The sequence below is a fragment of the Nocardioides sp. Root140 genome, from assembly GCF_001426745.1.
Lineage (GTDB): Bacteria > Actinomycetota > Actinomycetes > Propionibacteriales > Nocardioidaceae > Nocardioides.
In genome coordinates, this window is sequence record NZ_LMFI01000010.1 from 1,475,670 (window position 1) to 1,500,296 (window position 24,627).

The following is a 24,627-nucleotide window of genomic DNA, read 5'->3' on the forward strand; positions in this document are numbered from 1 at the left end:
CCGGCAGGCCGATAGAGTCGGCGCCGTGATCCGACCGCTGGCTGCCCTTCGCACGCCCGTGGTCCCTGTCCTTGCGGTCGCGTTCGCCTCAGCGGCACTCGTGATTCCCACCGCGACCGCGACCGGCGCGGTCGCCGCCCCGGTCTCGGGCGCGGTGTCGGGCACGGTCGCCGCTCCCGCCCGGGTCGGTACGACGAGCGCCGCCGAGGCCGACCCGTTGTCGGTGACCATCGACTCGATGACGCCGTCGGTGATCCCCCGCAAGGGACCGATCCGGCTGACCGGGTCGGTCACCAACACCAGCGACGACCCCTGGCTCGACGTCAAGATCTATCCCCGACTGTCGTTCTCACCGTTCACCACCTCCGCCGAGGTCGACCTGGCCGCCGAGTCCGACCCGCGCCTGCCGTTCGGTGACCGCATCACCACCGAGGGCCACTTCGACGAGTCCATCGCGTCGCTCGACCCGGGCGAGACCCGGGCGTGGTCGATCCGGGTGCCCCGCGAGGTGTGGGCGGCCAAGATCAGTGGCGCCGAGGGGATCTACCAGATCGGCGTCCAGGCCCTGGCCGCCAACACCGACGGGGAGCGCCCCGACAACGCCATCGGTCGGGCCCGCACGTTCATCCCGCTGGTCGACGTCCGACGGCCGGAGGTGCCCACCTCGATCGTGGTGCCGATCCGCGGGCCGGTGGAGCGCCATTCGGACGGCCGCCTCGCCGACGTCGACGGGTGGGCCACCGCGCTGGGCCCCAACGGCCGCCTGGCCCAGCTGGCGAGCATGGTCGACGGCTCCGACACCCTGCCGGTGACCTGGGCGATCGACCCCGCGATCGTGACCGCGGTGGAGCAGCTCGCCGACGGGAACCCGCCCCGCGACCTCGGCGTCCCCGACGAGGAGGCAGACGCCACCGAGGACGAGGAGACCGTCGACGAGGAGGTGCCGACCGGCGCAGCCCAGGCCTGGCTCGACGACGTCACTGCACTGGCCGATGCCCACGAAGTGCTGGCCCTCCCGTACGGCGACCTCGACGTCGCGGCCGCGTCGGCCAATGACGGCTTGCTCTACGGGTTGTCGCGCAAGCTCTCGAGCGATGTCTTCAAGCGGCTGAAGGTCAGCGCCACGCCCGCCGTCGCACCGCCGTCCGGGCTCCTCCCCGGGGCCGCCATCGACGAGATCGACCCGGGCACCACGATGCTGATGTCCGACGAGGCGGTTCCCGGCGCCGCTGACGACGAGGAGGAGTCCGACCAGCCCTCCCGGCTGCAGCTGGGCGACCACCAGATGTCGCTGTACGACGCCACGATGCTCAACGTTCCCGCAGGCGATGTCCAGAACGCGCTGACCGTGCGCCAGCGGACCCTTGCCGAGGCCGCCGTGCGCTCCCTGGCCGACGACACCGACCCACTCCTGGTGAACCTGCCCACCGACTTCGACCCCGGCACGTCGGCGTCCGACTTCTTTGCCGGCCTGGATCGACCCTTCGTCGACGTACGCCGTCTCTCCACGAACACCGGTGGCCGGACCCGTGAGGTGAAGCAGGTCGACTACCCGCGGCGCCAGGAACAGCGCGAGCTGGGCTCCGCGTCGTTCACCTCGGCCCGCGAGCTGATGGAGGCCGGCGCCACCCTCGACGACATCCTGGCCGACACCGACGGCATCGAGCGGCAGACCGCCGAGGAGGCGCTCACCTACACCTCCTACATGGTGCGCGACGACCAGTTCGCCGCCGAGCAGCTGGCCGACGGCGCGACCAGCTGGCTCGAGAGCCGCCTGCGTCAGGTCACGATCGAGGCGCCGTCGTTCGTGATCCTCTCCGCGGCCAACGGGCCCTTCGCGGTCAAGATCACCAACGGCCTCGAGGTCCCGGTCACCCTCTCGATCAAGGCGCACACCCAGGACAACCTCGAGATCCGGGCGCCGGGCACCATCGAGATCGGGGCGAAGACCTCTCGCACCATCCAGCTCGACGCCACCGCCAGCTCGATCGGGGTGCACCCGGTCGACCTCGTGGCCACTGACAGCCAGGGGCGCCCGCTGGGCAGCTCCGAGGAGATGAGCGTGCGCTCCAACTCGGTCGGCAAGGTGATCTGGGTGATCCTCGGCGTCGGGGTCGGCATCCTCTTCCTTGCCATCCCGGTCCGCCTGATCCGTCGCTACCGGAAGTCACGCGCAGCATGACCGCCACCCCAGACAAATCCTCACTGCGCTGCGGTTTGCCCAGGGACCCCGGATGACCGCCCCGAAGACCGTCATCGGCAACAGCGCCGTCATGGCGGCCGGCACCATCGTGTCCCGGTTCAGCGGCCTGATCCGGTCGATCCTGCTCGCCGCGGCCCTGGGCACCGGCGGTCACGCCGACCTCTTCAACATCGCCAACACGATCCCGAACATGCTCTACATCCTGCTGGCGGGTGGCGTGTTCAACGCCGTCCTCGTCCCGCAGCTGATCCGGGCGATGAAGAACGACGCCGACGGCGGCGAGGCCTACACCAACCGGATCATCACCCTGGCCGGGCTGTTCCTGGCCGGCGTCACGGCAGTGCTGGTCATCGCGGCGCCCTGGGTGATGGCGCTCTACCTCGACGGCGGCCACGCCGGAGCGGAACGCGAGAGCGTGGTCGACTTCGCCCGCTACTGCCTGCCCCAGGTCTTCTTCTACGGCATGTTCGTGCTGGTCGGCCAGGTGCTCAACGCCCGCGGCAGGTTCGGGCCGATGATGTGGGCGCCGATCGCCAACAACATCATCTCGATGGTGGTGCTGGTGGCCTACCTCGTCGTCTTCGGGCCGTCCTCGACCGGCGCCTACAGCAGTGGCGAGGAGCTGGTGCTCGGTCTCGGCTCGACGCTCGGCATCGCCGCCCAGTTCCTGATCCTGGTGCCCTACCTCAAGCAGGCGGGGTTCACCTACCGTCCGCGCTTCGACTTCCGCGGCTCCGGCCTCGGCCACACGCTGAAGCTGGGCATCTGGACGGTGCTGTTCGTGATCGTCAACCAGATCGCGTACACGGTCGTCGTACGACTCGCATCCGGCGGCACCGCAGACGGTGCGGACGGCACCGGCTACACCATCTACTCCGGCGCGTTCCTGCTGACCATGGTCCCCCACGGCATCGTGACGGTCTCCCTGGCCACGGCTGTCCTGCCCACCCTCTCCGCCAGCGCGGCCGACGGTCGACCCGCCGACCTGGCCCGCACCCTGTCCGACACCCTGCGCACCAGCCTGGCCTTCATCGTGCCGTTCACGATGCTGCTCCCCCTGCTCTCCCACGACATCGCCCGGGTGGTCTGGGGGTACGGCGCGGCAGCCGACAGCTACGACGACTACGCGCCCACGGTGGCGCTCTTCGCCCCGGGCATCCTCTTCTTCACCGTGCACTACCTCATGCTGCGCGGGTTCTACGCCCTCGAGCGCACCCGCACGGTCTTCTGGGTTCAGTGCGTGATCGCGGTGGTCAACATCGCCCTGGCCGTCGCGCTCGTCGCGGCGACCAACGCAGACTTCACCGCCCCGGCGCTCGCCCTCGCCTACGCCGGTGCGTACGGCGTGGGCGCGTGCGGCTCCTACGTGTTGCTCCGCCACCTGCTCGGCGGCCTGCAGACCCCGCGCCTGGTGCGGTTCCTGATCCGTGTCGTGATCGCCGGTGGCGGTGCCGCCGTGGCGGCCTACGCCGTGGCCCGCGGGTTCGACGCCCTCGTCGGCACCGGGGACGGACTGGTCTCGTCGGTCCTCTTCCTGGCCCTCGTGGCCGCGGTCGACGGCCTCGTCTTCCTGGTCCTGGCCCGGGTCATGCACATCCGCGAGGTCAACGAACTCGTCGAGACCGTGTCGCGACGCCTGCCGGTCCCACGTCGCGGCTGAGAAGCGGCCTACGATGAGCCCCGGAAGCTCATCTGGTTGATCGCGCGATGGGGAGGGAAGCGACGATGACGGCGTACCGGCGACCGGGCGACGTGATTGTCGACCGCTACCGCCTCATCGACCTGCTCAACGAGGCGCGCGGCGCCCGGTTCTGGCTGGCGTGGGACAACATCCTGGCCCGCCACGTCGCGGTGCACCTGATCAGCGAGGACGACCCTCGGGCCGACGAGCTGCGTGCTGCGGCCCGGCGCTCGGCCCGCCTCCTCGACCCGCGCCTGCTCCGGGTGCTCGACATCGGCACGATCGCGGGCAACTGCTACGTCGTCAACGAGTGGGGCGAGGGCGTCTCCCTCAACAACATGCTCGCCGAGGGGCCACTGGCACCCCGCCGTGCGGCGTGGCTGATCGGCGAGGTCAGCGAGACCATCGCCGCGGCCCACGCCTCGGGAGTGGCCCACGGCCGCCTGGTCCCCGAGAACGTCCTGATCGACGAGCGCGGATCCGTCAAGGTGATCGGCTTCGCCGTCGACGCCGCGCTGCACGGCCTGCCCGAGGGGCGCACCTCCACCGAGGTCGTCGACCTCGCCGGCCTGCTCTACGCCGCACTCACCGGCAAGTGGCCCGGCATCTCGACCTCCTCGGTCAAGCCAGCCCCGCAGGAGCACGGCCGAGCCCTGCGCCCACGCCAGGTCCGCGCCGGCGTGCCCCGCATCCTCGACACACTCTGCGACGAGGTGCTCAGCCCCTACCCCGGACCCCATGACCACGGCTACGACTCGGCCGCAGCGATCGCGACCGCGCTGATGGAGTACGTCGGCGACCCCGCGGCGATGGCGGAGGCCGAGGCGGCCAGCCGTCGTGGCAACACCCACCCGCGCCTGCCACGCATCGAGGCACTGGTGCTCGCCCCGGACCCGGTGCCCGAACCAGATCCCGAGCCTGAGCCTGAGCCCGAGCCCGAGCCGACGCCGGAGCCCGAGCCGCCTGCGCGCCCGAGCCCGGCGGAGGAGACCGTCGCCGGCGCGCCCGTGTTCTACGACGACTCCGGCGACGTGGGCTGGGTCAGCCCCAGCCCCGCGCCGCCACCCCCGCCTCCGCCGCCGTTCGAGGAGCAGCCGGCGCGACCGCTCTTCGCCCCCGACCCGCCCGAGGGCCGGGCGGTCCGCACACCCCGGCCCGGCGCCGAGCAGGACTCCGCGCAGTACTGGCCCTGGGAGACCGGCACCGGCGCCGTACCCCCGGCCCCGGACGACACCCCCGGCGAGGACGACTCCGTCCCCGGCCGCAACTGGATGCGCACCGCCTGGATCATCGCCGCCTCACTGCTGATCCTGGTCGCGATGATCTACGCCTTCAACCGCGGCCGCGACACCGACGGTGCCTCCGACGACGACGAGGACAGCCGGGCGACGACCACCACCTCCGCGCGCGCCGTGCTGAAACCGGTCGGCATCTCCGACCTCGACCCCTACGGCGACCCGCCCGAGGAGAACTCAGACCGGGCCCCGCTGGCCATCGACGGCGACGCGGCCACGGCCTGGCAGACCTCCGGCTACGACCAGAACTTCGGACCCGGCGGACTCAAGCCCGGCGTTGGCCTGGTCGTCGACCTGGGCGAGGAGAAACAGGTCGGGTCGGCCGTGGCCACCGTGCTCAACGACCCCACGGCTGCCGAGCTGTACGTCGTCGGCGGCGACTCCGCCCCGGCGAGTGTCGACGACCTCGACCCAGTCGCCTCGGCGACCTCGAGCCAGGGACGTCTTGTGCTCAAGCCCGGCGACGCCGCCACCGGCCGGTGGGTCGTGCTGTGGCTGACCTCGGTGCCGAACGACGGCTCCTACCGGGGCAGGGTCGCCGAGATCCAGGTGCGCGAGTGACCCGCTCCGACCACGACCTCCTGCGCGCCCACGTCGACGGTGACCCGGACGCGTTCGGGGAGCTGTTCGGCAGGCACCGGGACCGGCTGTGGGCAGTGGCCCTGCGCACCATGGGCAACCCGGAGGAGGCCGCCGACGCCCTCCAGGACGGCCTGATCTCCGCGTTCCGCCGGGCCGGCAGCTTCCGGGGAGACGCCGCGGTCACCACCTGGTTGCACCGCGTGGTGGTCAATGCGTGCCTCGACCGGATCCGGGCCAACAAGGTCCGGGCCGCCGGGGCCCTGCCCGACGACCTCGACGAGTACGCCGGACGCGGCACGCTCAGCACCTCCGACCAGGGTCCACTCCCCGAGGACGCCGCCGCCGACGGTGAGCGCCGGCGCGTGGTCCTCGACGCCCTGCGCACCCTGCCCGAGGAGCAGCGCGCCGCCCTCGTGCTGGTCGACATGGAGGGGTACGGCGTCGCCGAGGCGGCCGAGATCCTCGAGTGCGCGGTCGGCACGATCAAGTCCCGGTGTGCCCGCGGGCGAGCCAGACTGGCCCCGCTGCTGGGCGTGCTCCGCGAACCCGACGTGAGCCCGCCCACGCCCGGGAACCCGCCGGCCTCCTCCCCCGTCTCATCCTCGGACCCACCGCGCGGGCCACCCGCCTGACCGGCCACCGACCCCGTCCCACCATTCGATCTCCCGCCTCGCCACCCATCCACCCAGGAGGTGAATCGCCATGACCGACCCGGAGCTGACCCCCGCCCAGAACGAGGCGGTCCGCCGCCTGCTTGCCGACGCCCGCCACGACGAGCCGATGCCGGCCGAGGTCGCGGCACGCCTCGACGACGTGCTGGCCGACCTCTCGGGTGAGCGCGCCACCTCTCCCGAAGCCACGTCTCCCGAAGCCGCCTCCTCCGACGTCACGTCGGACGCCGACGGGGCTGTCGTCGTACCCCTCGCGGAGCGGCGTGAGCGCAAGGCCCGCCGCTGGCCCGCCGTACTGCTCTCCGCCGCGGCCGTGGCGGCCATCGGCCTCGGCGTCACCCAGATGCTCGACAGCTCCCCCGACGGCGACAACGGCAGCGCCGAGTCCAGGAGCGCCGACGACGGCGCCGCCAAGGACTCGCTCCAGGGCGAGGACGCTCCCAGCTCCTCCGACTCCGCAACCGAGGAGCCACCGACCACGGCACGCCTGCCGCAGAACCTGGACGACCTCGAGAGTGAGCTGACCTCCGAGCTCGGCCCGGTCACGTTCCGGGACGGCCAGGCGTACAAGGCCGACGTCACCCCGCGAGAGACTGCCACCCTGACCCGGCGCTGCGGACCCGACAAGGCGGTTCCCGGCGCCTGGCTCCAGCCCGCGACGTACCGCGGTCGCGACGCCCTGGTCATCTTCCACCCCCCGTCACCGACCGGGCGCCGGGTCGACCTCTACGTCTGCGGCCCCAAGAGCGGCCGCTACGTCGATTCGGTCACCCTTCCCTCCGGGGAATGACCCGCCCGTAGGATCGGTTGCACCCGACGTACCCAGATCGACCCACGGGATCGACCAACGGCCAGGGAGGCCTGCGCACCATGAGCACCGACGTCCGCAACGTGATCATCATCGGCTCCGGCCCGACCGGCTACACCGCGGCCGTGTACGCCGCCCGGGCCAACCTCGAGCCCCTCGTCTTCGAGGGCTCGGTGACCGCCGGTGGCGCGTTGATGAACACCACCGAGGTGGAGAACTTCCCCGGCTTCCGCGACGGCATCATGGGCCCGGCCCTGATGGACGAGATGCGCGCCCAGGCCGAGCGCTTCGGCGCCGAGCTGATCCCCGACGACGTGGTCTCGGTCGACCTGACCGCCACCCCCAAGGTGGTGCGCACCGCCGACGGCGAGTTCCGCGCGCGCTCGGTGATCCTGGCGACCGGCTCGGGCTACCGCAAGCTCGGCCTGCCCAACGAGGAGGAGCTCTCCGGACGCGGCGTGTCGTGGTGCGCCACCTGCGACGGCTTCTTCTTCCGCGACCAGAACATCGCCGTGGTCGGCGGTGGCGACTCCGCCATCGAGGAGGCCACCTTCCTGACCCGCTTCGGCTCCAAGGTCACCCTGATCCACCGCCGCGACGAGTTGCGCGCCTCCAAGATCATGCAGGAGCGAGCCTTCGCCGACCCGAAGCTCGACATCGCCTGGAACTCCGAGGTCGCCTCGATCAACGGCACCGACTCGCTGGAGTCCCTGACCCTGCGCGACACGGTCACCGGTGAGGAACGCACCCTCGAGGCCACCGGCCTGTTCATCGCCGTCGGCCACGACCCGCGCTCCGAGCTCCTGACCGGCCAGGTCGACCTCGACGAGAACGGCTACGTCCTCGTCGACCAGCCTTCCACCCGCACCAACATCGAGGGCGTCTTCGCCGCAGGCGACCTGGTCGACCACCACTACCGCCAGGCCATCACCGCTGCCGGCACCGGTTGCTCGGCCGCTCTCGACGCCGAGCGCTACATCGCCGCCCTCGACCACGCGGCCGCCACCGGTGCCGCCGCCGTCGAGTCCGAGACGATCACCCAGGAAGTCCAGACCGCCGGCGCGTGAGGCCGCGATCACCGGTCTCGCCGGGAATGATCGTCGGTGGGGTCGTGTTGAGTCAGGTGCACGACCCAGTCCAAGCTTCCAGCCCGGACAGCCCGGGAACCAGAAAGGGATAACCGTGGGCAACATTGCAGCCGTGACCGACGCCGAGTTCGACGCCGAGGTCCTCAAGTCCGACAAGCCCGTCCTCGTGGACTTCTGGGCCGAGTGGTGCGGCCCGTGCCGCCAGGTCGCCCCGATCCTCGACGAGATCGCCGGCCAGCACGGCGACAAGATCGGCTTCTTCAAGCTGAATGTCGACGAGAACCCGGTCACCCCGGCGACCTACCGCGTCACCGGCATCCCGACGATCAACGTCTACCAGAACGGCGAGGTCGTGAAGTCCATCGTCGGCGCGAAGCCCAAGGCCGCGCTGCTGAAGGAACTCGACCAGTTCATCAACTGATCTCAGCTCAGTCCCCCACGCGCCGGAGGCAGCCCCCCAGGGGCGGTCTTCGGCGCTGGTCGTTTCGGGCGCACCACACCCAGCAGGCGCTCCACCGCCTGCTCCACCTCGTCCTTCCAGGTGAGCACCGACCGGAGCTCCATCCGCAGCCGCGGGTGGGTGGGGTGCGCCCGTTGCGTCTTGAAGCCCACCCGGGTGAGGAACCCCGCCGGTACGACGCAGTGCCCCAGGCCCTGCTCACGCGTCGAGCCGAACGCCTCCACGGCACGCACCTCCCCGCGCTTGATCAGGTCCTTGGCCAGGCCCTGGATCAGCAACCGTCCGATGCCGTGCCCGGTCCACGCCGGGTCGACGTACACCGTGGTCAGGACCAGCGCATCGGGTGAGACCGGCGCCGTCGGGAAGGCCGAGACACCCGGCACCCAGGCGGTCGGTGCGTAGATCAGGTAGCCCACGGCCTCGTCGTCGACCATGGCCACCCGCCCGCACGAGCCCCACTCCCGGAGAACCTCGGAGATCCAGGCCTCCTTCTCGCAGGCCGACTCCTCGGCGTCGAGCCGGTCACGGCGTACCGGGTCGAGCTGCCAGAACAGGCAGTGCTGGCAGGGCTGGGGCAACCCGTCGAGGTTGTCCAGCGTCAGGGGCACCGTCTTGCGTGACATCACCGGCTCTCCGGGGTCGCGCCACGGTGTCAGGGCTCCCTGCCTGTGCGCGACCGCCATGCATCCCTCATGCTAGTGGTCACCATCACCCGCCGAGGAGCATCCGTTGCGCGACTTCACGTACCCGTCGATCATCACCACCGCCAAGGGCCTGTTCCGAGCCCTCGGCCTCAGGTTCACGATGACCGGCACCGAGCACGTGCCCCGCGAGGGCGGCGTGCTCCTGGCCTGCAACCACATCGGGTACGCCGACTTCGTGTTCGGCGGCCTCGCCGCAAACCCGTCCGGCCGCAAGGTCCGGTTCATGGCAAAGCGCGAGATCTTCGACCACAAGATCGCCGGGCCGGTGATGCGCTCCATGCACCACATCCGCGTCGACCGGGCCGACGGCCTCGACTCGTTCCACGAGGCGGTCCGCTACCTGCGTGAGGGAGAGGCCGTCGGCATCTTCCCCGAGGCCACCATCTCCCGGTCGTTCCAGATCAAGGAGATCAAGAGCGGCGCCGTCCGCATCGCCGCCGAGGCCGGCGTACCCCTCCTCCCGGTGATCATGTGGGGCACGCACCGGATCATCACCAAGGACCACCCCAAGGACTTCTCCCGCGGCAAGACCATCGCGCTGGCCGTGGGTGAGCCGTTGCACCCGACCGGCGAGGACCCGGTCGCCGAGGCCGCCGAGCTGAAGGCGGCCCTGCAGAAGCTGCTCGACGAGACGATCCGGGCCTACCCCGCCGCCGAGCAGCCCGGGGGCTCCTGGTGGCTGCCCAAGTCGTACGGCGGCTCGGCCCCCACGCTCGAGGAGGCCGAGGTGCTCGACGCCAACGAGAAGCGCGAGCGGGCCGCCAAGCGCGCCGCCAAGCGGGCCGCCAAGAAGTGATGCTGCAGGTTTCCCCGGCGCGCCGGGGAAACCTGTACTTCCCACGAGAGATCTGCCGTGGGGAGCGCGTGCTTTCCGTGGGATGTTCCCCGTGAAACAAGCGATATGTGGTTTTGTCGACAAAACCACATATCGATATCGTGACTTGTGACGAAACCAGAACGCCCGACCCCGTCTGATCGCCGGGGCCGGGCCTTCACGGAACTCAGATCGGGCGGTCCTGGCGGTTGCGGGGGTCCATGACATCGACGATGCGGCGCAGGTCCTCCATCGAGGCGAACTCGACGGTGATCTTGCCCTTGCTGCGTCCCAGGTCGACCTTGACCCGGGTCTCGAAGCGGTCGGAGAGCCTCTCGGCGAGATCGGCGAGGCCGGGTGCCGTCGGCTTGTTGCGCGCCGAACGGGTGCCCTTGCCGCCATGGTCGCCCACGGAGACGATCTCCTCGAGGCCCCGCACGCTGATCCCCTCGGCCACCACGCGCTGGGCGAGCCGGTCCTGGATGTCGCCGTCCTCGACCGCGAGGAGTGAGCGAGCGTGGCCCGCGGAGAGGACCCCGGCAGCGACTCGGCGCTGCACAGCGGGAGAGAGCTTGAGCAGCCGCAACGTGTTGGAGATCTGCGGTCGCGAGCGACCGATCCGGCCGGCGAGGTCCTCGTGCGTGCAGCCGAAGTCCTCGAGCATCTGCGAGTAGGCGGCCGCCTCCTCGAGCGGGTTCAACTGCGAACGGTGCAGGTTCTCCAGCAGCGCGTCGCGCAGCATGTCGTTGTCGCCGGTCTGACGCACGATCGCCGGGATGAACTCCTGGCCGGCCTCCTGCGAGGCCCGCCACCGGCGCTCACCCATGATCAGCTCGTACGCCGGCTCACCGTCGGCGCCGTCCTCGTCGAGGCGACGTACGACGATCGGCTGGAGGAGGCCGACCTCGCGGATCGAGTGGACCAGCTCCGCCATCGCCTCCTCCTCGAAGACCTGGCGCGGCTGACGGGCGTTCGGGGTGATCGACTTGAGCGGGAGCTCGGCGAAGTAGGCCCCCGCGACCAGGGGAGCCTCCACTGAGGGAGTGTCGCCGGCGTCGACTGCTGCGGCGCCCGCACCGTCCTGCGGCGTGGCTGCCGACGACATGGCGCCGACGGCGTAGTAAGTAGGGGTCGACGCGTGACCCGGCGTGCCGTCTGTTGACGGTGCGTCCTGGGGCTCCGCGGGAGCGGTCGGGATCAGCGCACCGAGGCCACGTCCGAGGCCACGTCGCTGGGTCTGCTTCTGGTTCATGCCTTCGCTCCCTTGGTCGCCATCTCGCGCGCCGCTTCCAGGTAGCTGAGTGCCCCCGGTGATCCCGGATCGTAGGTCATCACGGTCTGACCGTAGGAAGGGGCCTCCGAGACCCGGACGGAACGAGGGATCGAGGTCTTGAGCACCGTGTCGCCGAAGTGTTCTCGTACCTCGTCGGCCACACCTGCGGCCAGTCGCGTGCGGGCGTCGTACATGGTGATCAGGATCGTGGTGACGTCGAGGCGGTTGTTGAGGTGCTTCTTCACCATGTCGACGGTCTCGAGCAGCTGTCCGAGCCCCTCGAGCGCGTAGTACTCCGCCTGGATCGGGATCAGCATCTCCGCGCCGGCCACGAGCGCGTTGAGGGTGAGCAGACCCAAGGACGGCGGGCAGTCGATGAGCACGTAGTCGAAGCGCTCCTCGCCGGCCTCCGCCTCGGTGCCGACGAGGGGGTGCGCGTCGATCGCCTTCTGGAGGCGGCTCTCGCGCGCCACCACGGAGACCAGCTCGATCTCCGCGCCGGCCAGGTCGATGGTCGCGGGGACCACCGAGAGGTTCTCGAACTCGGGGCTCTGGCTGGCGACCTCTGCGAGGGGGGAGCCCTCGACGAGCATGTCGTACGTCGAGGGCACGCCGCGGTGGTGCTCGACCGAAAGTGCGGTCGACGCGTTGCCCTGAGGGTCGAGGTCGATGACCAGGACACGCTGGCCGAGCTGGACGAGCGCGGCGGCCAGGTTCACGGTCGAGGTGGTCTTGCCCACGCCGCCCTTCTGGTTGGCCACGACCATCACCCGGGTCTGGGCCGGGCGACCGACCGACGGGCGACCGAAGGCCGAGCGTCGAGCCAGGATGGAGTGCTCGGCGGCTCGCGCCAGCGGCGTGCTCTCGCTCTGGAAGGTGGGCTCCGAATCCGCGACCTCCGCGGCCGTTCGGACCACGAATCCGGGGGTGGAGGCCGATGTTTCACGTGAAACCACGGAATCCTCTTCCTGTGGAGAATGGACCTGACTCTGTGGAGAACCACGCTCAGCAGAGGTGTTTTCCCCGGTGGATAACTCTTGATCGGGTGCTGCAGGTGACTCGAAAAGGCCGCTCATGAGCCACGCCGGGCCTGCCGGCGGGAACGCTTCGAGCCACCACCTGCCGGAGCGTCCAAACGTACCGTCGGGAGGCCTGCCCATGCCACTCTCACGGCATACGTGAGCGGATCGACCAGGCCTTCGCCCAGCACGACTGTCTCAGGGGGAGTGCAGCCCAGCTTCGCAAGCACGGGGGCGGCCTCGACGATCTCGTCCTCGACCGAGGATCCCTTCATCGCCACGAGGGCTCCCTCGGCGGAGACCAGCGGCATCGACCACTCCAGCAACCGACCCAGCGGTGCCACCGCGCGGGAGGTGACGACGTCGAAGGTGCGACGGCCGTGCAGGGCGTCTGCACGGCCGCGGACCACCTCGACGTTCTCGAGCGCCAAGGCTTCGACGACTTCATTCAGATAGGTCGTGCGACGCAACAGTGGCTCTACGAGCGTGATCTGGAGGTCAGGCCGCGCGATCGCCAGCACGAGCCCGGGGAGACCGGCCCCGCTGCCGATGTCGCAGACGCTCATGTTCTCGGGTATCGCGTCACCGAGCACGGCACAGTTCAACAGATGGCGCTCCCACAGGCGGGGCGCCTCACGGGGGCCGATCAGCCCACGGACCACGCCGGCGTCGGCAAGGGAGGCGGCGTACGCCTCGATGAGGGGGAGTCGCGAAGATGCGAACACCCTCCGCGCCGCCTCCGGAGTCTCCGGGGGCGCGGAGGGTGTTTCACGTGAAACCACGATCAGGAGACCGTCACGCCGGAAGCACCACGACGAAGCGACGCGGCTCGGCGCCCTCGGACTCCGACTGCAGGCCGCCGGCTGCCACGGCGTCGTGGACCACCTTGCGCTCGAAGGGGGACATCGGGTCGAGGGACACCGGCTCACCGGTCTCCTTGACCTGCGCGATGGTCTCCTCGGCCAGCTTCACCAGGCTCGTCTTCTGGTCGGCCCGGTAGCCGCCGATGTCGAGCATCAGGCGGGACCGGTCGCCGGTCTCGCGGTAGACCGCAAGGCGGGTGAGCTCCTGGAGGGCCTCGAGGACCTCGCCGTTGGAGCCGATGAGCTGCGAGAGGTCGGCGCCGACGATGGACACGGCGGCGCGGTCACCCTCGACGTCCATGTCCAGGTCACCGTCGAGATCGGCGATGTCGAGCAGTTCCTCGAGGTAGTCGGCGGCGATGTCGCCCTCCTGCTCGAGACGCTGGATGCGGGAGGGACGCGTGGCGTCCTCGGTCACTTCTTCACTCACGTGTGGAACTCCTTGGTGCAATGGGTAGGTCAGGGACGCTTCTTCGGCGGACTCTTCTTCTTGTTCGTCCGCTGGCTGCGAGGCTGCTTCTTCGGCTGCACGCGGGGTGCGACCTTCGGCTCCTCGACGGCCTCGGTGAGGGTGTCGGTGGACACCTCGGCGTCGGTCTTCAGGCCCTTGCGGGCGGCGTGCGCCTTGTCGCGTTCCGCCTTGGCGGCGGCCGCGGGCGTGCCGGGCACGGGGTTGTTGCGGATCACGTAGAACTGCTGACCCATGGTCCACAGGTTCGAGACGGTCCAGTAGATGAGGACACCGATCGGGAACGCGACGCCACCGACGGCGAAGACCACCGGGAGCACGTAGAGCAGCATCTTCTGCTGCTGGGCGTAGGGGCCGGTCATCGCCGAGGCCGGCATGTTCTTGGTCATCAGCTGACGCTGCGTGGTGAACGTGGTGACCAGCATGGCCAGCACGAAGACCAGCGCCATGACCTGCAGGCGGTGGTCGCCGTCAGCCTTGAGGAATGTGCCGGCGAGGTCGACGCCGAAGAGCTTCGAGTCGCCGAACTGACGCGCGGCGGTCTCGTCCAGGACGCCGTGCGCCTTGCCCTTCTTCGCCGCCTGGTCGAGCAGGCGGAAGAGGGCAAGGAAGATCGGCATCTGCAGCAGGATCGGCAGGCAGGAGGCGAACGGGTTGGTCCCGGCCTCCTTGTAGAGCGCCATCGTCTCCTGGGCGAGCCGCTCCCGGTCGTGGCCGTACTTCTTCTGCAGCTCCTTGACCTTCGGCTGCAGCAGCTGCATGTTGCGTGAAGACTTGATCTGCTTCACGAACAGCGGGATCAGGGCGGCACGGATCACGAGCGTCAGCCCGACGATCGACAACGCCCACGCGGCACCGCCAGCCGGGTCCATGAACGTGCTGAACAGCTTGTGGAAGCCCACCAGCACGACGGAGATCACGTAGTACAGCGGGACCATGATGAAGTGGCCGATGTCGCCGAGGAAGGACACTCAGGCTCCTTGGAGAGGGGCGGGTGGGGCAGGACGATTGGGTGGCACGGGGTCGTATCCGCCGGCGGCCCACGGGTGACAGCGTGCCAGACGGCGCACAGCCAGCCAGCTTCCGCGAATGCTGCCGTGACGGGTGACCGCTTCGAGCGCGTACGCCGAGCACGAGGGGTGATAGCGGCAGACCTGCCCGTAGAGCGGGCTGATCAACAGGCGATAGGCCTTGAGGAACCAGATCAGGGGGTACTTCACGCGCTCACCCGGCCGAGGGTTCGGGCGAGGTCGTCGGCCAGGTCGGCGTACGACGCCTCGGCCGAGGCGGGCAGCGCACGGACCACGAGCACGCCGAAGTCCGGGAGCGACGAAAGTTGCTCCCGGACGAGGTGTCGAAGTCGACGCTTCACGCGATTGCGGATGACCGCATTCCCGACTGCCTTGCTCACCACGAACCCGACACGGACCGGTGCGTCGGTCGCGTCGTCCACCCAGAGGTGTACGACGAGCGTCCGCGAACCGGCACGGCGGCCGTTGCGAGATGCGGAACGGAAGTCAGCGCCGGTGGTGAGGCGGTGCTCCCGGGGCAGCACGGCCGCGCAGATTCAGCAGCGGGCTCAGACAGCGAGCTTGCTGCGACCCTTGCGACGGCGCGTGGACAGGATGGCCCGGCCGGCGCGGGTGCGCATGCGCAGACGGAAACCGTGCACCTTGTGACGGCGGCGGTTGTTCGGCTGGTAGGTACGCTTGCTCACGAGCTTTATCTCCCCTGGAGGATGGGTGTTCAGGACTGACGTTCTGATCTGATCGTTCTGGACTGGCGTTGTGGCCATTCCGCTGTTGTTCACACGGTGCCCAACGCGACGGGCAGCTATTCGGCTGGCACCGCCCACCCACGCAAGGCCCTGCAGGCAGGGCAGTCGTGGACATGCGGCACCGGTCGACACCGGGGTGACCAAGTAACGGTACGCGTTGCGCGAAGAGAGGGTCAAACTCACCATCCACCAGCCTGTGGATGACGGGTTGATCCGGGGGCCTTCCGCTTGTTACGTTCGCCTCTACCGAGGTTCCCCACGACCCCGATTCCGGATCAACGGGCATGCGTCCGTGACCCCCGTCACATTGTCCCGAAAAGGGCCTCTGAACTGGGAAAACGCACCACGATCGATTGCTCCGGAGCGGAATGGGGCCGGGTTCTCCACAAGGAACACCCGGCGTTCACAGCCTGTGGACAAAGTTGTGGAAAGATTTCCGCCGACCTCGCCGAGGAACGGCGCAGCAGGACGATGTGAGGCAATCGGCGGCTCCGGCCGCCCCGCGAGCAACAAGTTGGGGGATCCACAGGTGGACAACAGCGACGGCGCAACTCCCGGGCAGCCCACGCTCCACGAGGTCTGGCGCACCCTCGTCGACGACCTGCAGCCGAACCAGCGCGCGTGGCTGCGCTCGAGCGAACCGGTCACCCTGCACGAGCACACCGCCATCATCGCCGTGCCCAACGACTTCACCAGGGGTCAGCTCGAGGGCCGGCTCCGCACCCGCCTCGAGGACTCGCTCACCGAAGCACTGGGCCACCGGGTCCGCATTGCGGTGACTGTCGACCCGCAGCTCGACGAAGCGACGTTCGACGACCAGGCCGTGACACCGCCGCCGGTCCCGGACACCCGCGACGACCTGCACCACCAGGGCGGCGGCCGCGCCGACCACCCGATCGACGACATGCAGACAAGTGGACTTGTCGACATGTCGACAAGTGTTCAGGGGAGTGTGCTCGAGACCCGGCTCAACCCGAAGTACACCTTCGAGACGTTCGTCATCGGCTCCTCCAACCGCTTCCCGCACGCCGCGGCGGTGGCCGTGGCCGAGGCCCCGGGCAAGGCGTACAACCCGCTCCTGGTCTACGGCGACTCCGGGCTCGGCAAGACCCACCTGCTGCACGCCATCGGCCACTACGTGCGCTCGCTCTACCGCGGCGCCAAGGTGCGCTACGTCTCGTCCGAAGAGTTCACCAACGAGTTCATCAACGCCATCAAGGACAAGCGCCCCGAGACGTTCCAGCGGCGCTACCGCGAGGTCGACGTACTCCTCATCGACGACATCCAGTTCCTCGAGGGCAAGACGCAGACGCAGGAGGAGTTCTTCCACACCTTCAACGCGCTGCACAACGCCAACAAGCAGATCGTGCTCACCTCCGACCGGGCGCCCAAGCGGCTCGAGGCACTCGAGGACCGGCTGCGCAGCCGGTTCGAGTGGGGCCTGATCACCGACGTGCAGCCGCCCGACCTCGAGACCCGCATCGCGATCCTGCGCAAGAAGGCCGCGATCGAGCGGATGACCGCGCCACCCGAGGTGCTCGAGTTCATCGCCAGCAAGATCCAGACCAACATCCGCGAGCTCGAGGGCGCGCTGATCCGGGTCACCGCCTTCGCCAGCCTGAACCGCCAGGAGGTCGACCTGACCCTGGCCGAGATCGTGCTCAAGGACCTCATCCCCGAGGGCGGGGAGCCCGAGATCACCGCGGCGGCGATCATCGCGCAGACCGCGGCGTACTTCGGGGTCTCCATCGAGGACCTCACCGGCCCGAGCCGCAGCCGGCACCTGGTCACCGGTCGCCAGATCGCGATGTACCTCTGCCGCGAGCTGACCGACCTCTCGCTGCCCAAGATCGGCGCCCAGTTCGGCAACCGCGACCACACCACCGTGATGTACGCCGACCGCAAGATGAAGACCCTGCTCGCCGAGCGCCGGTCGGTCTTCAACCAGGTCAGCGAGCTCACCAACCGGATCAAGATGCAGGCCCGCCAGACCTGACGACGTTGTGGACAACCGGGCCCGATCACCACGAAACACAAATGAGTGAGTTGTGGACTCGCACTGCAAGTTGTCATTCCACCCGGCCCGAATGCACACGGCCCAGCCGTTCGTCACGATTTGGCCCACAGGGACTGTGCACTCCAAAACCGCCTCTGACCAGCCACGATGACAGTTATGCACAATTTCCACCGAACCTACGACAACGATGAGACCTATCTGGACTCCCAATGCCCGTGAACTTCAAGCGAGCGGGCTTCTGGGGAGAACTACACCGGCCGATGACCACACACCCACCGTCATGGCAGGATGCACAGTCCAGACTTGTGACGACACCCATCCGGAGGCAGAAGAACCGTGAAGTTCCGCGTCGAGCGTGATGCTCTCGCCGATGCCGTGGCCTGGGCTGCCCGCAGCCTTCCGGTCCGGCCCAGCGTCCCTGTCCTGGCCGGTCTGCTCATCGAGGCGGGCGACGAGGGCCTGGTCCTCTCCACGTTCGACTACGAGACCTCGGCCCGCGCCACCCTCGCTGCCGACGTCGCCGACGAGGGCACGGCCCTGGTCAGCGGCCGGCTCCTCGCCGACATCTGCCGCAGCCTGCCGAACAAGCCGGTCGAGATGACCATCGACGGTTCCCGGGTCTCGCTGACCTGTGGCTCGGCGCGGTTCAGCCTCCAGACCATGCCGGTCGACGACTACCCGTCGCTGCCCGACATGCCCGCCGCCACCGGCACCGTGCAGAGCGACGTGTTCGCCCACGCCGTGGCCCAGGCCGTCACCGCGGCCGGTCGCGACGACATGCTCCCGGTGCTGACCGGTGTCCGCATCGAGATCGACGGCTCGGCCATCTCACTGCTGGCCACCGACCGGTTCCGGCTCTCCCACCGCGAGCTGGGCTGGTCGCCGCGCACTCCCGACGAGAGCGTGGCCGCCCTGGTGCCGGCCAAGGTCCTCGCCGACACCGCCAAGTCCCTGACGTCGGGCAGCGAGGTCAGCATCGCCCTGGCCGCCAGCGGCTCCGGCGACGGCATCATCGGTTTCGAGGGTGCGGCCCCCGGCGGTGTGCGTCGTACGACGACCCGGTTGCTGGACGGCGAGTTCCCGAAGGTCCGCAGCCTGTTCCCCAACGAGCACCTCACCGTCGCGAAGGTCGACAAGGCCGCGCTGATCGAGTCGGTCAAGCGCGTCGCCCTGGTGGCCGAGCGCAACACCGCCGTCCAGCTGGCGTTCAGCGACGGCGTGCTGACCCTCGACGCCGGCTCCGGCGACGAGGCGCAGGCGAGCGAGTCGATCGAGGCGACGATCGAGGGTGAAGACATCACCACCGGGTTCAACCCGCAGTTCCTGCTCGACGGCCTGACCGCCATCGAGGAGCCGGTCGTCGAGCTCGCCTTCACCCAGGCGTCCAAGCCCGTCGTGATGAGCGGCACCTCCGGCGACGGCGTCGACGGCAAGGGCAGCGGCTTCCGCTACCTGCTGATGCCGCGCCGCCTGCTCTCCTGACCCCGCGGGTCCGGCACCGCTTCCCGACAACGCACACCTCCCACCACCACTGAGGAGAAGGCATGGAAATCGGACTCATCGGGCTCGGCAAGATGGGCGGCAACATGCGTGAGCGGTTGCGCCGCGCCGGCCACACCGTCGTCGGCTTCGACCGCAATCCCGACGTCAGCGACGTCGCCTCGCTCGAGGAACTGGTCGAGAAGCTGCCCTCCCCCAAGGTGGTCTGGGTGATGGTGCCCGCGGGCGACCCGACCCGCGAGACGGTCACCGCGCTGGGCGAGCTGCTCGGTGAGGGCGACGTCGTGGTCGACGGCGGCAACTCCCGATGGACCGACGACATCGCCCACGCCGAGCTCCTCGCCGCCAAGAAGATCGGGTACGTCGACTGCGGTGTCTCCGGCGGCGTCTGGGGTCTCGAGAACGGCTACGCCCTGATGTACGGCGGCGACGCGGCCGACGTCGAGAAGGTCCAGCCGGCCTTCGACGCGCTCCGTCCCGAGGGCGAGTTCGGCTCGGTCCACGCGGGCAAGGTCGGCGCCGGCCACTTCTCCAAGATGGTCCACAACGGCATCGAGTACGCCATCATGCAGGCGTACGCCGAGGGCTGGGAGCTTCTCGAGAAGGTCGAGTCGGTCGACAACGTGACCGAGGTGTTCCGCTCCTGGCGAGAGGGAACGGTGATCCGTTCCTGGCTGCTCGACCTGCTCGTCGCCGCACTCGACGACGCCCCCGGACTCGAGGGCATTGCCGGCTACGCCGAGGACTCCGGCGAGGGCCGCTGGACCGTCGAGGCCGGCATCGAGAACGCGGTCGCCACCCCCGCCATCACCGCCGCGCTCTACGCCCGCTTCATCTCGCGCCAGGACGACTCCCCCGCGATGAAGGCCGTCGCCGCCATGCGCAACCAGTTCGGTGGACACGCCATGAAGACCGACGCCCCCAAGGGAGGCGACGCGGCAGGCGGCGGCGCCCCCGACCAGACCGGCGCCGCAGAGAAGGCGGGCTCGGGCGACCAGTCGCCCCCGTCGGAGAGATAGCACCACTTGCACGTCGCCCACCTCACCCTGCAGGACTTCCGCTCGTACGCCGCCATCGACGTACCCCTCGAGCCGGGGGTCTGCGCGTTCATCGGCCGCAACGGGCAGGGCAAGACGAACCTGGTCGAGGCGATCGACTACCTCTCGCGGTTGTCGTCGCACCGGGTGTCGAGCGAGGCGCCGATGATCCGCTCGGGCGCCGAGCGCGCGATCGTCCGCGCGGCCGTGGTGCGTGACGGTCGCACCGCCGTGCTCGAGGTGGAGCTCAACCCCGGCAAGGCCAACCGCGCTCGCATCAACCGCTCTCCCCTGCCCCGGGCCAGGGAGATCCTCGGCCTGGTCCGCACGGTGGTCTTCTCCCCCGAGGACCTCACCCTGGTCAAGGGCGACCCGTCCGACCGCCGCCGCTTCCTCGACGACCTGCTGATCCTGCGCACGCCGCGGCTGGCCGGCATGCGATCCGACTACGACCGGGTGCTCAAGCAGCGCAACTCGCTGCTCAAGACCGCCGGCAACGCGCGCCGCGGCTCGAGCTCGCAGGAGGGCGCCCTGGCGACTCTGGTCGTGTGGGACGAGCACCTCGCCCGACTCGGTGCCGAGCTTCTCGTCGCGCGGATCCGGCTGGTGGAGGCACTGCGTCCCTACGTCGGCAAGGCCTACGAGACCGTCGCCCGCGGCGCCTCGCGCGACGAAGCCGACCTGACCTACAAGCCCTCGCTCGACCTCGAGGGCGTGCTGGTCGAGCAGTCGTCGATCGAGGGGGCACTACTCGCTGAGATCGAGGTGCGCCGCAAGGACGAGCTCGACCGCGGCATCTCCCTGGTCGGGCCGCACCGCGACGAGCTGGTGCTCACCCTCGGCAGCACCGAGGCGCGGTTGCCGGTCAAGGGTTACGCGTCACACGGCGAGTCATGGTCGTTCGCGCTGGCACTCAAGCTGGCGTCGTACGACCTGCTGCGCAGTGACGGCGACGACCCGATCCTGATCCTCGACGACGTGTTCGCCGAGCTCGACGTACAACGCCGCCGGCAGCTGGCCGAGCTGGTCGCCGGTGCCGAGCAGGTCCTGGTCACCGCCGCCGTTCCGGAGGACGTGCCGGCCGCGCTGGCCGGGGTGCGGTACGTCGTGGCCGACGGCACGGTCACCCGCGAGGGGGCGGTCAGCGCGGAGCGCGCGGGGGACACCGGCCAGGCAGGTGCGGGTCAGGAAGACGGTCCAGTGGCAGACGGTGCGGCCGTGGAGGACAGTGTTTCCCGTGAAACCTGAACCGGAGGACGGCCCGGTCGACGAGGCGGCCGATCCGATGGCCGACTCCGTCGAGACCCCGGACGAGCCCACCCCGGACTCGACGTTCTGGGTCAGCCCCGACCACGACGACACCGGGCTCGACCTGGCCAGGTCGATCGCCAAATCGGTGGCCGGTTCGGCGCTGAGCCCGGCGCGCAAGAAGCGTCGTCGTCGCGACCTGCCCGAGGGCATGCCGCGCGGCCGGCGGCCCAAGTCGTCTGGCGCCTTCCCTGACGAGCGTGATCCTCAGACCCTCGACACCACGCTCGGCCGCCTGGTCTCCGACCATGGGTGGGCGCTCGACCTCAAGGTGCACGGCGTCTTCGGTCGGTGGGCCAGCATCGTCGGCGACGAGGTCGCGCAGCACTGCACGCCCACGACGTACGCCGACGGCCGCCTCACGGTGCGCACCGACTCGACGGCCTGGGCCACCCAGTTGCGCCTGTTGGCACCGACCCTGGTCCGGCGGCTCAACGAGGACCTCGGGCACGGGGCAGTGACCCTGATCGAGGTCGAGGGACCCAACCTCCCGTCGTGGAAGAAGGGCCGGCTCGGGGTCCGCGACGGCCGGGGCCCCCGCGACACCTACGGCTGACCATCCCCCTCCCCGAGTAACGCGCTGTCCACGACACTTTGCACCCCGCCCGCCGCGTGCAAAGTGTCAACAAGGGCGCACGAGTCGAAGCGCGTACGTCGAGCGCTGCCGCCCGCGCCGAAATGCCGATCTGCGGGGTCGCCGTACGTATGGGGACCCAGCCGACCCCCTGCCAACGCGTCCGCGCCGCCCTGCAGAGCCGGGAAATGGGCAATTTCATCCACAGATCCCCCGATTCCAGGGGTCACGCCGTGGATTCCCGGCTTCCGGCGGGTAATATGACGGTTGGGTCGCACGCTCACAGAAGCAGCGACCTTCTGCATGTCGAGGACGAACAGAAGAGGTACGCGTGCCGGACAACGACGAGGTCGTCGAGACCACTGAGGCAACCATCCCGCCGGACTCGGGGGCCCGCACCGTTTCCCACGACGCAGTCAACACGGCACCCGACGAGGGCACGACGTACGACGCCTCGGCGATCACCGTGCTCGAAGGCCTCGAGGCGGTGCGCAAGCGCCCGGGCATGTACATCGGCTCGACCGGTGAACGCGGCCTGCACCACCTGATCTGGGAGATCGTGGACAACGCGGTCGACGAGTCCCTGGCCGGCTACTGCACCCGCATCGTGCTCACGCTGCAGGCCGACGGCGGCGTCCGCGTCGAGGACGACGGCCGCGGCATCCCCACCGACACCGCGCCCGGCCAGGAGCTGCCGGCCGCCACGATGGCACTGACCATGCTCCACGCGGGCGGCAAGTTCGGCGGCGGCGGCTACAAGGTGTCCGGTGGCCTGCACGGCGTCGGCGTCTCGGTGGTCAACGCGCTGTCGACCCGCCTCGTGCTCCACGTCAAGAACCGCGGCAGCCTGTGGGAGCAGAGCTTCCAGCTCGGTGTCCCCGACGCCGACCTGTTCGAGGTCCGCAAGCTCAAGGAGGGCGAGGGCACCGGCACCACGGTGACCTACTACGCCTCCGAGGAGATCTTCGAGACCACGCAGTACTCCCTCGAGACGATCACCCACCGCATCCGCGAGATGGCCTTCCTCAACAAGGGCCTCGAGATCGTGATCCGCGACGAGCGTCCCTCGGCCGACGACGTCGCCGACGCGGTTGCCGACGACACGATCAGCAACGACATCGACCAGGCCGGGGCCGACGCGATCAAGCGCCACGAGGGCGGCGGCATCGAGCAGGTCTTCAAGTACGACCGCGGCCTCGTCGACTACGTCGAGCACCTCAACCGTCGCAAGGACAAGGCGAACCCCACGATCATCGCGTTCGAGGCCGAGAGCCCGGAGAACGCCACGAACCACATGTCGCTCGAGATGGCGATGCAGTGGAACACCTCCTACACCGAGTCGGTGCACACCTTCGCCAACGCGATCAACACCCACGAGGGCGGCACCCACGAAGAGGGCTTCCGCTCGGCACTGACCAGCCTGGTCAACCACTGGGGCGAGGAGTGGGGCCTGATCAAGAAGCGCGAGGACCGGGTCTCGGGTGACGACATCCGAGAGGGCCTGACCGCGATCATCTCGATCAAGATGGGCGAGCCGCAGTTCGAGGGCCAGACCAAGACCAAGCTCGGCAACACCGAGGCCAAGGGCTTCGTTCAGCGCACCGTCAACGAAGAGCTCGGTGCCTGGCTCGAGCAGAACCCGGCCGAGGGGCGCGACATCGTCCGCAAGTCGCAGGCCGCGGCATCGGCACGCATCGCGGCCCGCAAGGCGCGCGACCTGGCCCGTGGCCGCAAGGGCCTGCTCGGTGGCGGTGGACTCCCCGGCAAGCTCGCCGACTGCCAGTCGACCAACCCCGCCGAGTGCGAGGTCTTCATCGTCGAGGGTGACTCGGCCGGCGGTTCGGCCAAGCAGGGCCGCGACCCGCGCATCCAGGCGATCCTGCCGATCCGCGGAAAGATCCTCAACGTCGAGAAGGCCCGCATCGACAAGGTGCTGGCCAACCAGGAAGTCCAGGCGATCATCTCGGCACTCGGCACGGGAATCCTCCAGGAGGAGTTCAACCTCGACAAGCTGCGCTACCACAAGGTCGTGCTGATGGCCGACGCCGATGTCGACGGCCACCACATCAACACCCTGCTGCTGACCCTGCTGTTCCGGTTCATGAAGCCCCTGATCGAGCACGGCTACGTCTACATGGCCCAGCCGCCGCTCTACCGGCTGCGGTGGAACAAGCCGGCCGAGCACGAGTTCGTCTACTCCGACTCCGAGCGCGACGCGTTGATGAAGGACGGTCTCGCGGCTGGCAAGAAGCTGCCCAAGGAGAACCCGGTCCAGCGCTACAAGGGTCTCGGTGAGATGAATGCCGACGAGCTGTGGGAGACCACGATGAACCCCGACCAGCGCCTGATGCTGCAGGTCACGCTCGACGACGCTGCGCAGGCCGACGAGATCTTCTCGATCCTGATGGGCGAGGACGTCGAACAACGTCGGTCGTTCATCCAGCGCAACGCCAAGGACGTCCGATTCCTCGATATCTAGATCTC

23 protein-coding genes are annotated in these 24,627 nt (G+C 69.4%); 14 read left to right on the plus strand and 9 right to left on the minus strand.

The genetic code is table 11. The features are described 5' to 3' along the window. Nucleotides 1–25 precede the first annotated feature (25 nt). The 7 genes from ASD30_RS17410 to trxA all read left to right on the plus strand — a co-directional run bounded on the left by ASD30_RS17410 (nucleotide 26) and on the right by trxA (nucleotide 8,749). Nucleotides 26–2,182 (plus strand): DUF6049 family protein, encoded by a 2,157-nt coding sequence (locus tag ASD30_RS17410; protein ID WP_056684163.1) that lies wholly within the window; start codon nucleotides 26–28, stop codon nucleotides 2,180–2,182. 52 nt (nucleotides 2,183–2,234) lie between these two features. Next, complete coding sequence (gene murJ / locus ASD30_RS17415; protein WP_056684166.1) at nucleotides 2,235–3,863, plus strand: murein biosynthesis integral membrane protein MurJ; 1,629 nt, start codon at nucleotides 2,235–2,237, stop codon at nucleotides 3,861–3,863. A gap of 65 nt (nucleotides 3,864–3,928) precedes the next feature. Further along, nucleotides 3,929–5,740, plus strand: coding sequence for a protein kinase family protein (locus tag ASD30_RS17420; RefSeq protein WP_056684169.1), 1,812 nt, complete (start codon nucleotides 3,929–3,931; stop codon nucleotides 5,738–5,740). Then, nucleotides 5,737–6,393, plus strand: coding sequence for an RNA polymerase sigma factor SigM (gene sigM / locus ASD30_RS17425; protein ID WP_156388765.1), 657 nt, complete (start codon nucleotides 5,737–5,739; stop codon nucleotides 6,391–6,393). Before ASD30_RS17420 ends, sigM begins: the two co-directional genes overlap by 4 nt. 70 nt (nucleotides 6,394–6,463) lie before the next feature. Then, nucleotides 6,464–7,222, plus strand: a complete 759-nt coding sequence (locus ASD30_RS17430) for a hypothetical protein (protein ID WP_056684172.1) — start codon at nucleotides 6,464–6,466, stop codon at nucleotides 7,220–7,222. 80 nt (nucleotides 7,223–7,302) lie between these two features. Continuing rightward, nucleotides 7,303–8,307 (plus strand): thioredoxin-disulfide reductase, encoded by a 1,005-nt coding sequence (gene trxB / locus ASD30_RS17435; RefSeq protein WP_056684175.1) that lies wholly within the window; start codon nucleotides 7,303–7,305, stop codon nucleotides 8,305–8,307. A 115-nt stretch (nucleotides 8,308–8,422) separates the two neighbouring features. Beyond that, nucleotides 8,423–8,749 carry a thioredoxin gene (trxA, locus tag ASD30_RS17440; RefSeq protein ID WP_056684178.1) on the plus strand — a complete coding sequence of 109 codons (327 nt, stop codon included), beginning with the start codon at nucleotides 8,423–8,425 and terminating at the stop codon, nucleotides 8,747–8,749. A 2-nt stretch (nucleotides 8,750–8,751) separates the two neighbouring features. On the opposite strand, the gene ASD30_RS17445 is transcribed toward trxA, so the two are convergent. Next, nucleotides 8,752–9,471: a GNAT family N-acetyltransferase gene (locus tag ASD30_RS17445; RefSeq protein ID WP_235530145.1), complete on the minus strand. Its 720-nt coding sequence runs from the start codon at nucleotides 9,469–9,471 to the stop codon at nucleotides 8,752–8,754. A gap of 46 nt (nucleotides 9,472–9,517) precedes the next feature. Between ASD30_RS17445 and ASD30_RS17450 the strand changes: the two genes are divergently transcribed. Next, the gene (locus ASD30_RS17450) at nucleotides 9,518–10,288 is read left to right on the plus strand and encodes a lysophospholipid acyltransferase family protein (RefSeq protein WP_056684181.1); all 771 of its coding nucleotides are present in this window, start codon (nucleotides 9,518–9,520) and stop codon (nucleotides 10,286–10,288) included. 205 nt (nucleotides 10,289–10,493) lie between these two features. Here ASD30_RS17450 and ASD30_RS17455 read toward each other — a convergent pair whose 3' ends face one another. The 8 genes from ASD30_RS17455 to rpmH form a co-directional block, all read right to left on the minus strand. Then, nucleotides 10,494–11,558, minus strand: coding sequence for a ParB/RepB/Spo0J family partition protein (locus ASD30_RS17455; RefSeq protein WP_056684184.1), 1,065 nt, complete (start codon nucleotides 11,556–11,558; stop codon nucleotides 10,494–10,496). Then, complete coding sequence (locus tag ASD30_RS17460) at nucleotides 11,555–12,535, minus strand: ParA family protein (protein ID WP_200950102.1); 981 nt, start codon at nucleotides 12,533–12,535, stop codon at nucleotides 11,555–11,557. Before ASD30_RS17460 ends, ASD30_RS17455 begins: the two co-directional genes overlap by 4 nt. Before the next feature lie 116 nt (nucleotides 12,536–12,651). Further along, on the minus strand, nucleotides 12,652–13,323 hold the full coding sequence (gene rsmG / locus ASD30_RS17465; protein WP_056684191.1) for a 16S rRNA (guanine(527)-N(7))-methyltransferase RsmG: 672 nt from the start codon (nucleotides 13,321–13,323) through the stop codon (nucleotides 12,652–12,654). 70 nt (nucleotides 13,324–13,393) lie between these two features. Next, nucleotides 13,394–13,912 (minus strand): Jag family protein, encoded by a 519-nt coding sequence (locus ASD30_RS17470; protein ID WP_442938246.1) that lies wholly within the window; start codon nucleotides 13,910–13,912, stop codon nucleotides 13,394–13,396. Between the two features lie 8 nt (nucleotides 13,913–13,920). Continuing rightward, on the minus strand, nucleotides 13,921–14,868 hold the full coding sequence (gene yidC / locus ASD30_RS17475; RefSeq protein WP_056685222.1) for a membrane protein insertase YidC: 948 nt from the start codon (nucleotides 14,866–14,868) through the stop codon (nucleotides 13,921–13,923). A 33-nt stretch (nucleotides 14,869–14,901) separates the two neighbouring features. After that, the gene (yidD, locus tag ASD30_RS26135) at nucleotides 14,902–15,150 is read right to left on the minus strand and encodes a membrane protein insertion efficiency factor YidD (protein ID WP_082563911.1); all 249 of its coding nucleotides are present in this window, start codon (nucleotides 15,148–15,150) and stop codon (nucleotides 14,902–14,904) included. Beyond that, the gene (gene rnpA / locus ASD30_RS17480) at nucleotides 15,147–15,485 is read right to left on the minus strand and encodes a ribonuclease P protein component (protein WP_056684197.1); all 339 of its coding nucleotides are present in this window, start codon (nucleotides 15,483–15,485) and stop codon (nucleotides 15,147–15,149) included. Before rnpA ends, yidD begins: the two co-directional genes overlap by 4 nt. A gap of 24 nt (nucleotides 15,486–15,509) precedes the next feature. After that, nucleotides 15,510–15,647, minus strand: coding sequence for a 50S ribosomal protein L34 (gene rpmH / locus ASD30_RS17485; RefSeq protein ID WP_056684200.1), 138 nt, complete (start codon nucleotides 15,645–15,647; stop codon nucleotides 15,510–15,512). Nucleotides 15,648–16,236: 589 nt separating this feature from the next. Here rpmH and dnaA point away from each other — a divergent pair. The 6 genes from dnaA to gyrB all read left to right on the plus strand — a co-directional run bounded on the left by dnaA (nucleotide 16,237) and on the right by gyrB (nucleotide 24,622). Beyond that, a complete protein-coding gene (dnaA, locus tag ASD30_RS17490) occupies nucleotides 16,237–17,703 on the plus strand; it encodes a chromosomal replication initiator protein DnaA (protein WP_056684203.1) in 1,467 nt (488 codons plus the stop codon). Between the two features lie 357 nt (nucleotides 17,704–18,060). After that, the gene (gene dnaN / locus ASD30_RS17495) at nucleotides 18,061–19,206 is read left to right on the plus strand and encodes a DNA polymerase III subunit beta (protein ID WP_056684206.1); all 1,146 of its coding nucleotides are present in this window, start codon (nucleotides 18,061–18,063) and stop codon (nucleotides 19,204–19,206) included. A 62-nt stretch (nucleotides 19,207–19,268) separates the two neighbouring features. After that, nucleotides 19,269–20,243, plus strand: coding sequence for a phosphogluconate dehydrogenase (NAD(+)-dependent, decarboxylating) (gene gnd, locus ASD30_RS17500; RefSeq protein ID WP_082563912.1), 975 nt, complete (start codon nucleotides 19,269–19,271; stop codon nucleotides 20,241–20,243). A gap of 6 nt (nucleotides 20,244–20,249) precedes the next feature. Further along, nucleotides 20,250–21,509, plus strand: coding sequence for a DNA replication/repair protein RecF (recF, locus tag ASD30_RS17505; protein WP_082563913.1), 1,260 nt, complete (start codon nucleotides 20,250–20,252; stop codon nucleotides 21,507–21,509). Continuing rightward, complete coding sequence (locus ASD30_RS17510) at nucleotides 21,499–22,125, plus strand: DUF721 domain-containing protein (RefSeq protein ID WP_235530146.1); 627 nt, start codon at nucleotides 21,499–21,501, stop codon at nucleotides 22,123–22,125. The genes recF and ASD30_RS17510 overlap by 11 nt, the downstream gene beginning before the upstream one ends. 349 nt (nucleotides 22,126–22,474) lie before the next feature. Further along, nucleotides 22,475–24,622, plus strand: a complete 2,148-nt coding sequence (gene gyrB / locus ASD30_RS17515; protein WP_082563914.1) for a DNA topoisomerase (ATP-hydrolyzing) subunit B — start codon at nucleotides 22,475–22,477, stop codon at nucleotides 24,620–24,622. The last annotated feature ends 5 nt before the right edge of the window (nucleotides 24,623–24,627 follow it).

Coding starts and splice junctions, on each gene's coding strand:
- gnd (WP_082563912.1), top strand. CDS start 19,269: ATGGAAATCGGACTCATCGGGCTCGGCAAGATGGGCGGCAACATGCGT.
- ASD30_RS17420 (WP_056684169.1), top strand. CDS start 3,929: ATGACGGCGTACCGGCGACCGGGCGACGTGATTGTCGACCGCTACCGC.
- murJ (WP_056684166.1), top strand. CDS start 2,235: ATGACCGCCCCGAAGACCGTCATCGGCAACAGCGCCGTCATGGCGGCC.
- ASD30_RS17455 (WP_056684184.1), bottom strand. CDS start 11,558: ATGAACCAGAAGCAGACCCAGCGACGTGGCCTCGGACGTGGCCTCGGT.
- ASD30_RS17445 (WP_235530145.1), bottom strand. CDS start 9,471: ATGGCGGTCGCGCACAGGCAGGGAGCCCTGACACCGTGGCGCGACCCC.
- trxB (WP_056684175.1), top strand. CDS start 7,303: ATGAGCACCGACGTCCGCAACGTGATCATCATCGGCTCCGGCCCGACC.
- yidC (WP_056685222.1), bottom strand. CDS start 14,868: ATGGTCCCGCTGTACTACGTGATCTCCGTCGTGCTGGTGGGCTTCCAC.
- ASD30_RS17430 (WP_056684172.1), top strand. CDS start 6,464: ATGACCGACCCGGAGCTGACCCCCGCCCAGAACGAGGCGGTCCGCCGC.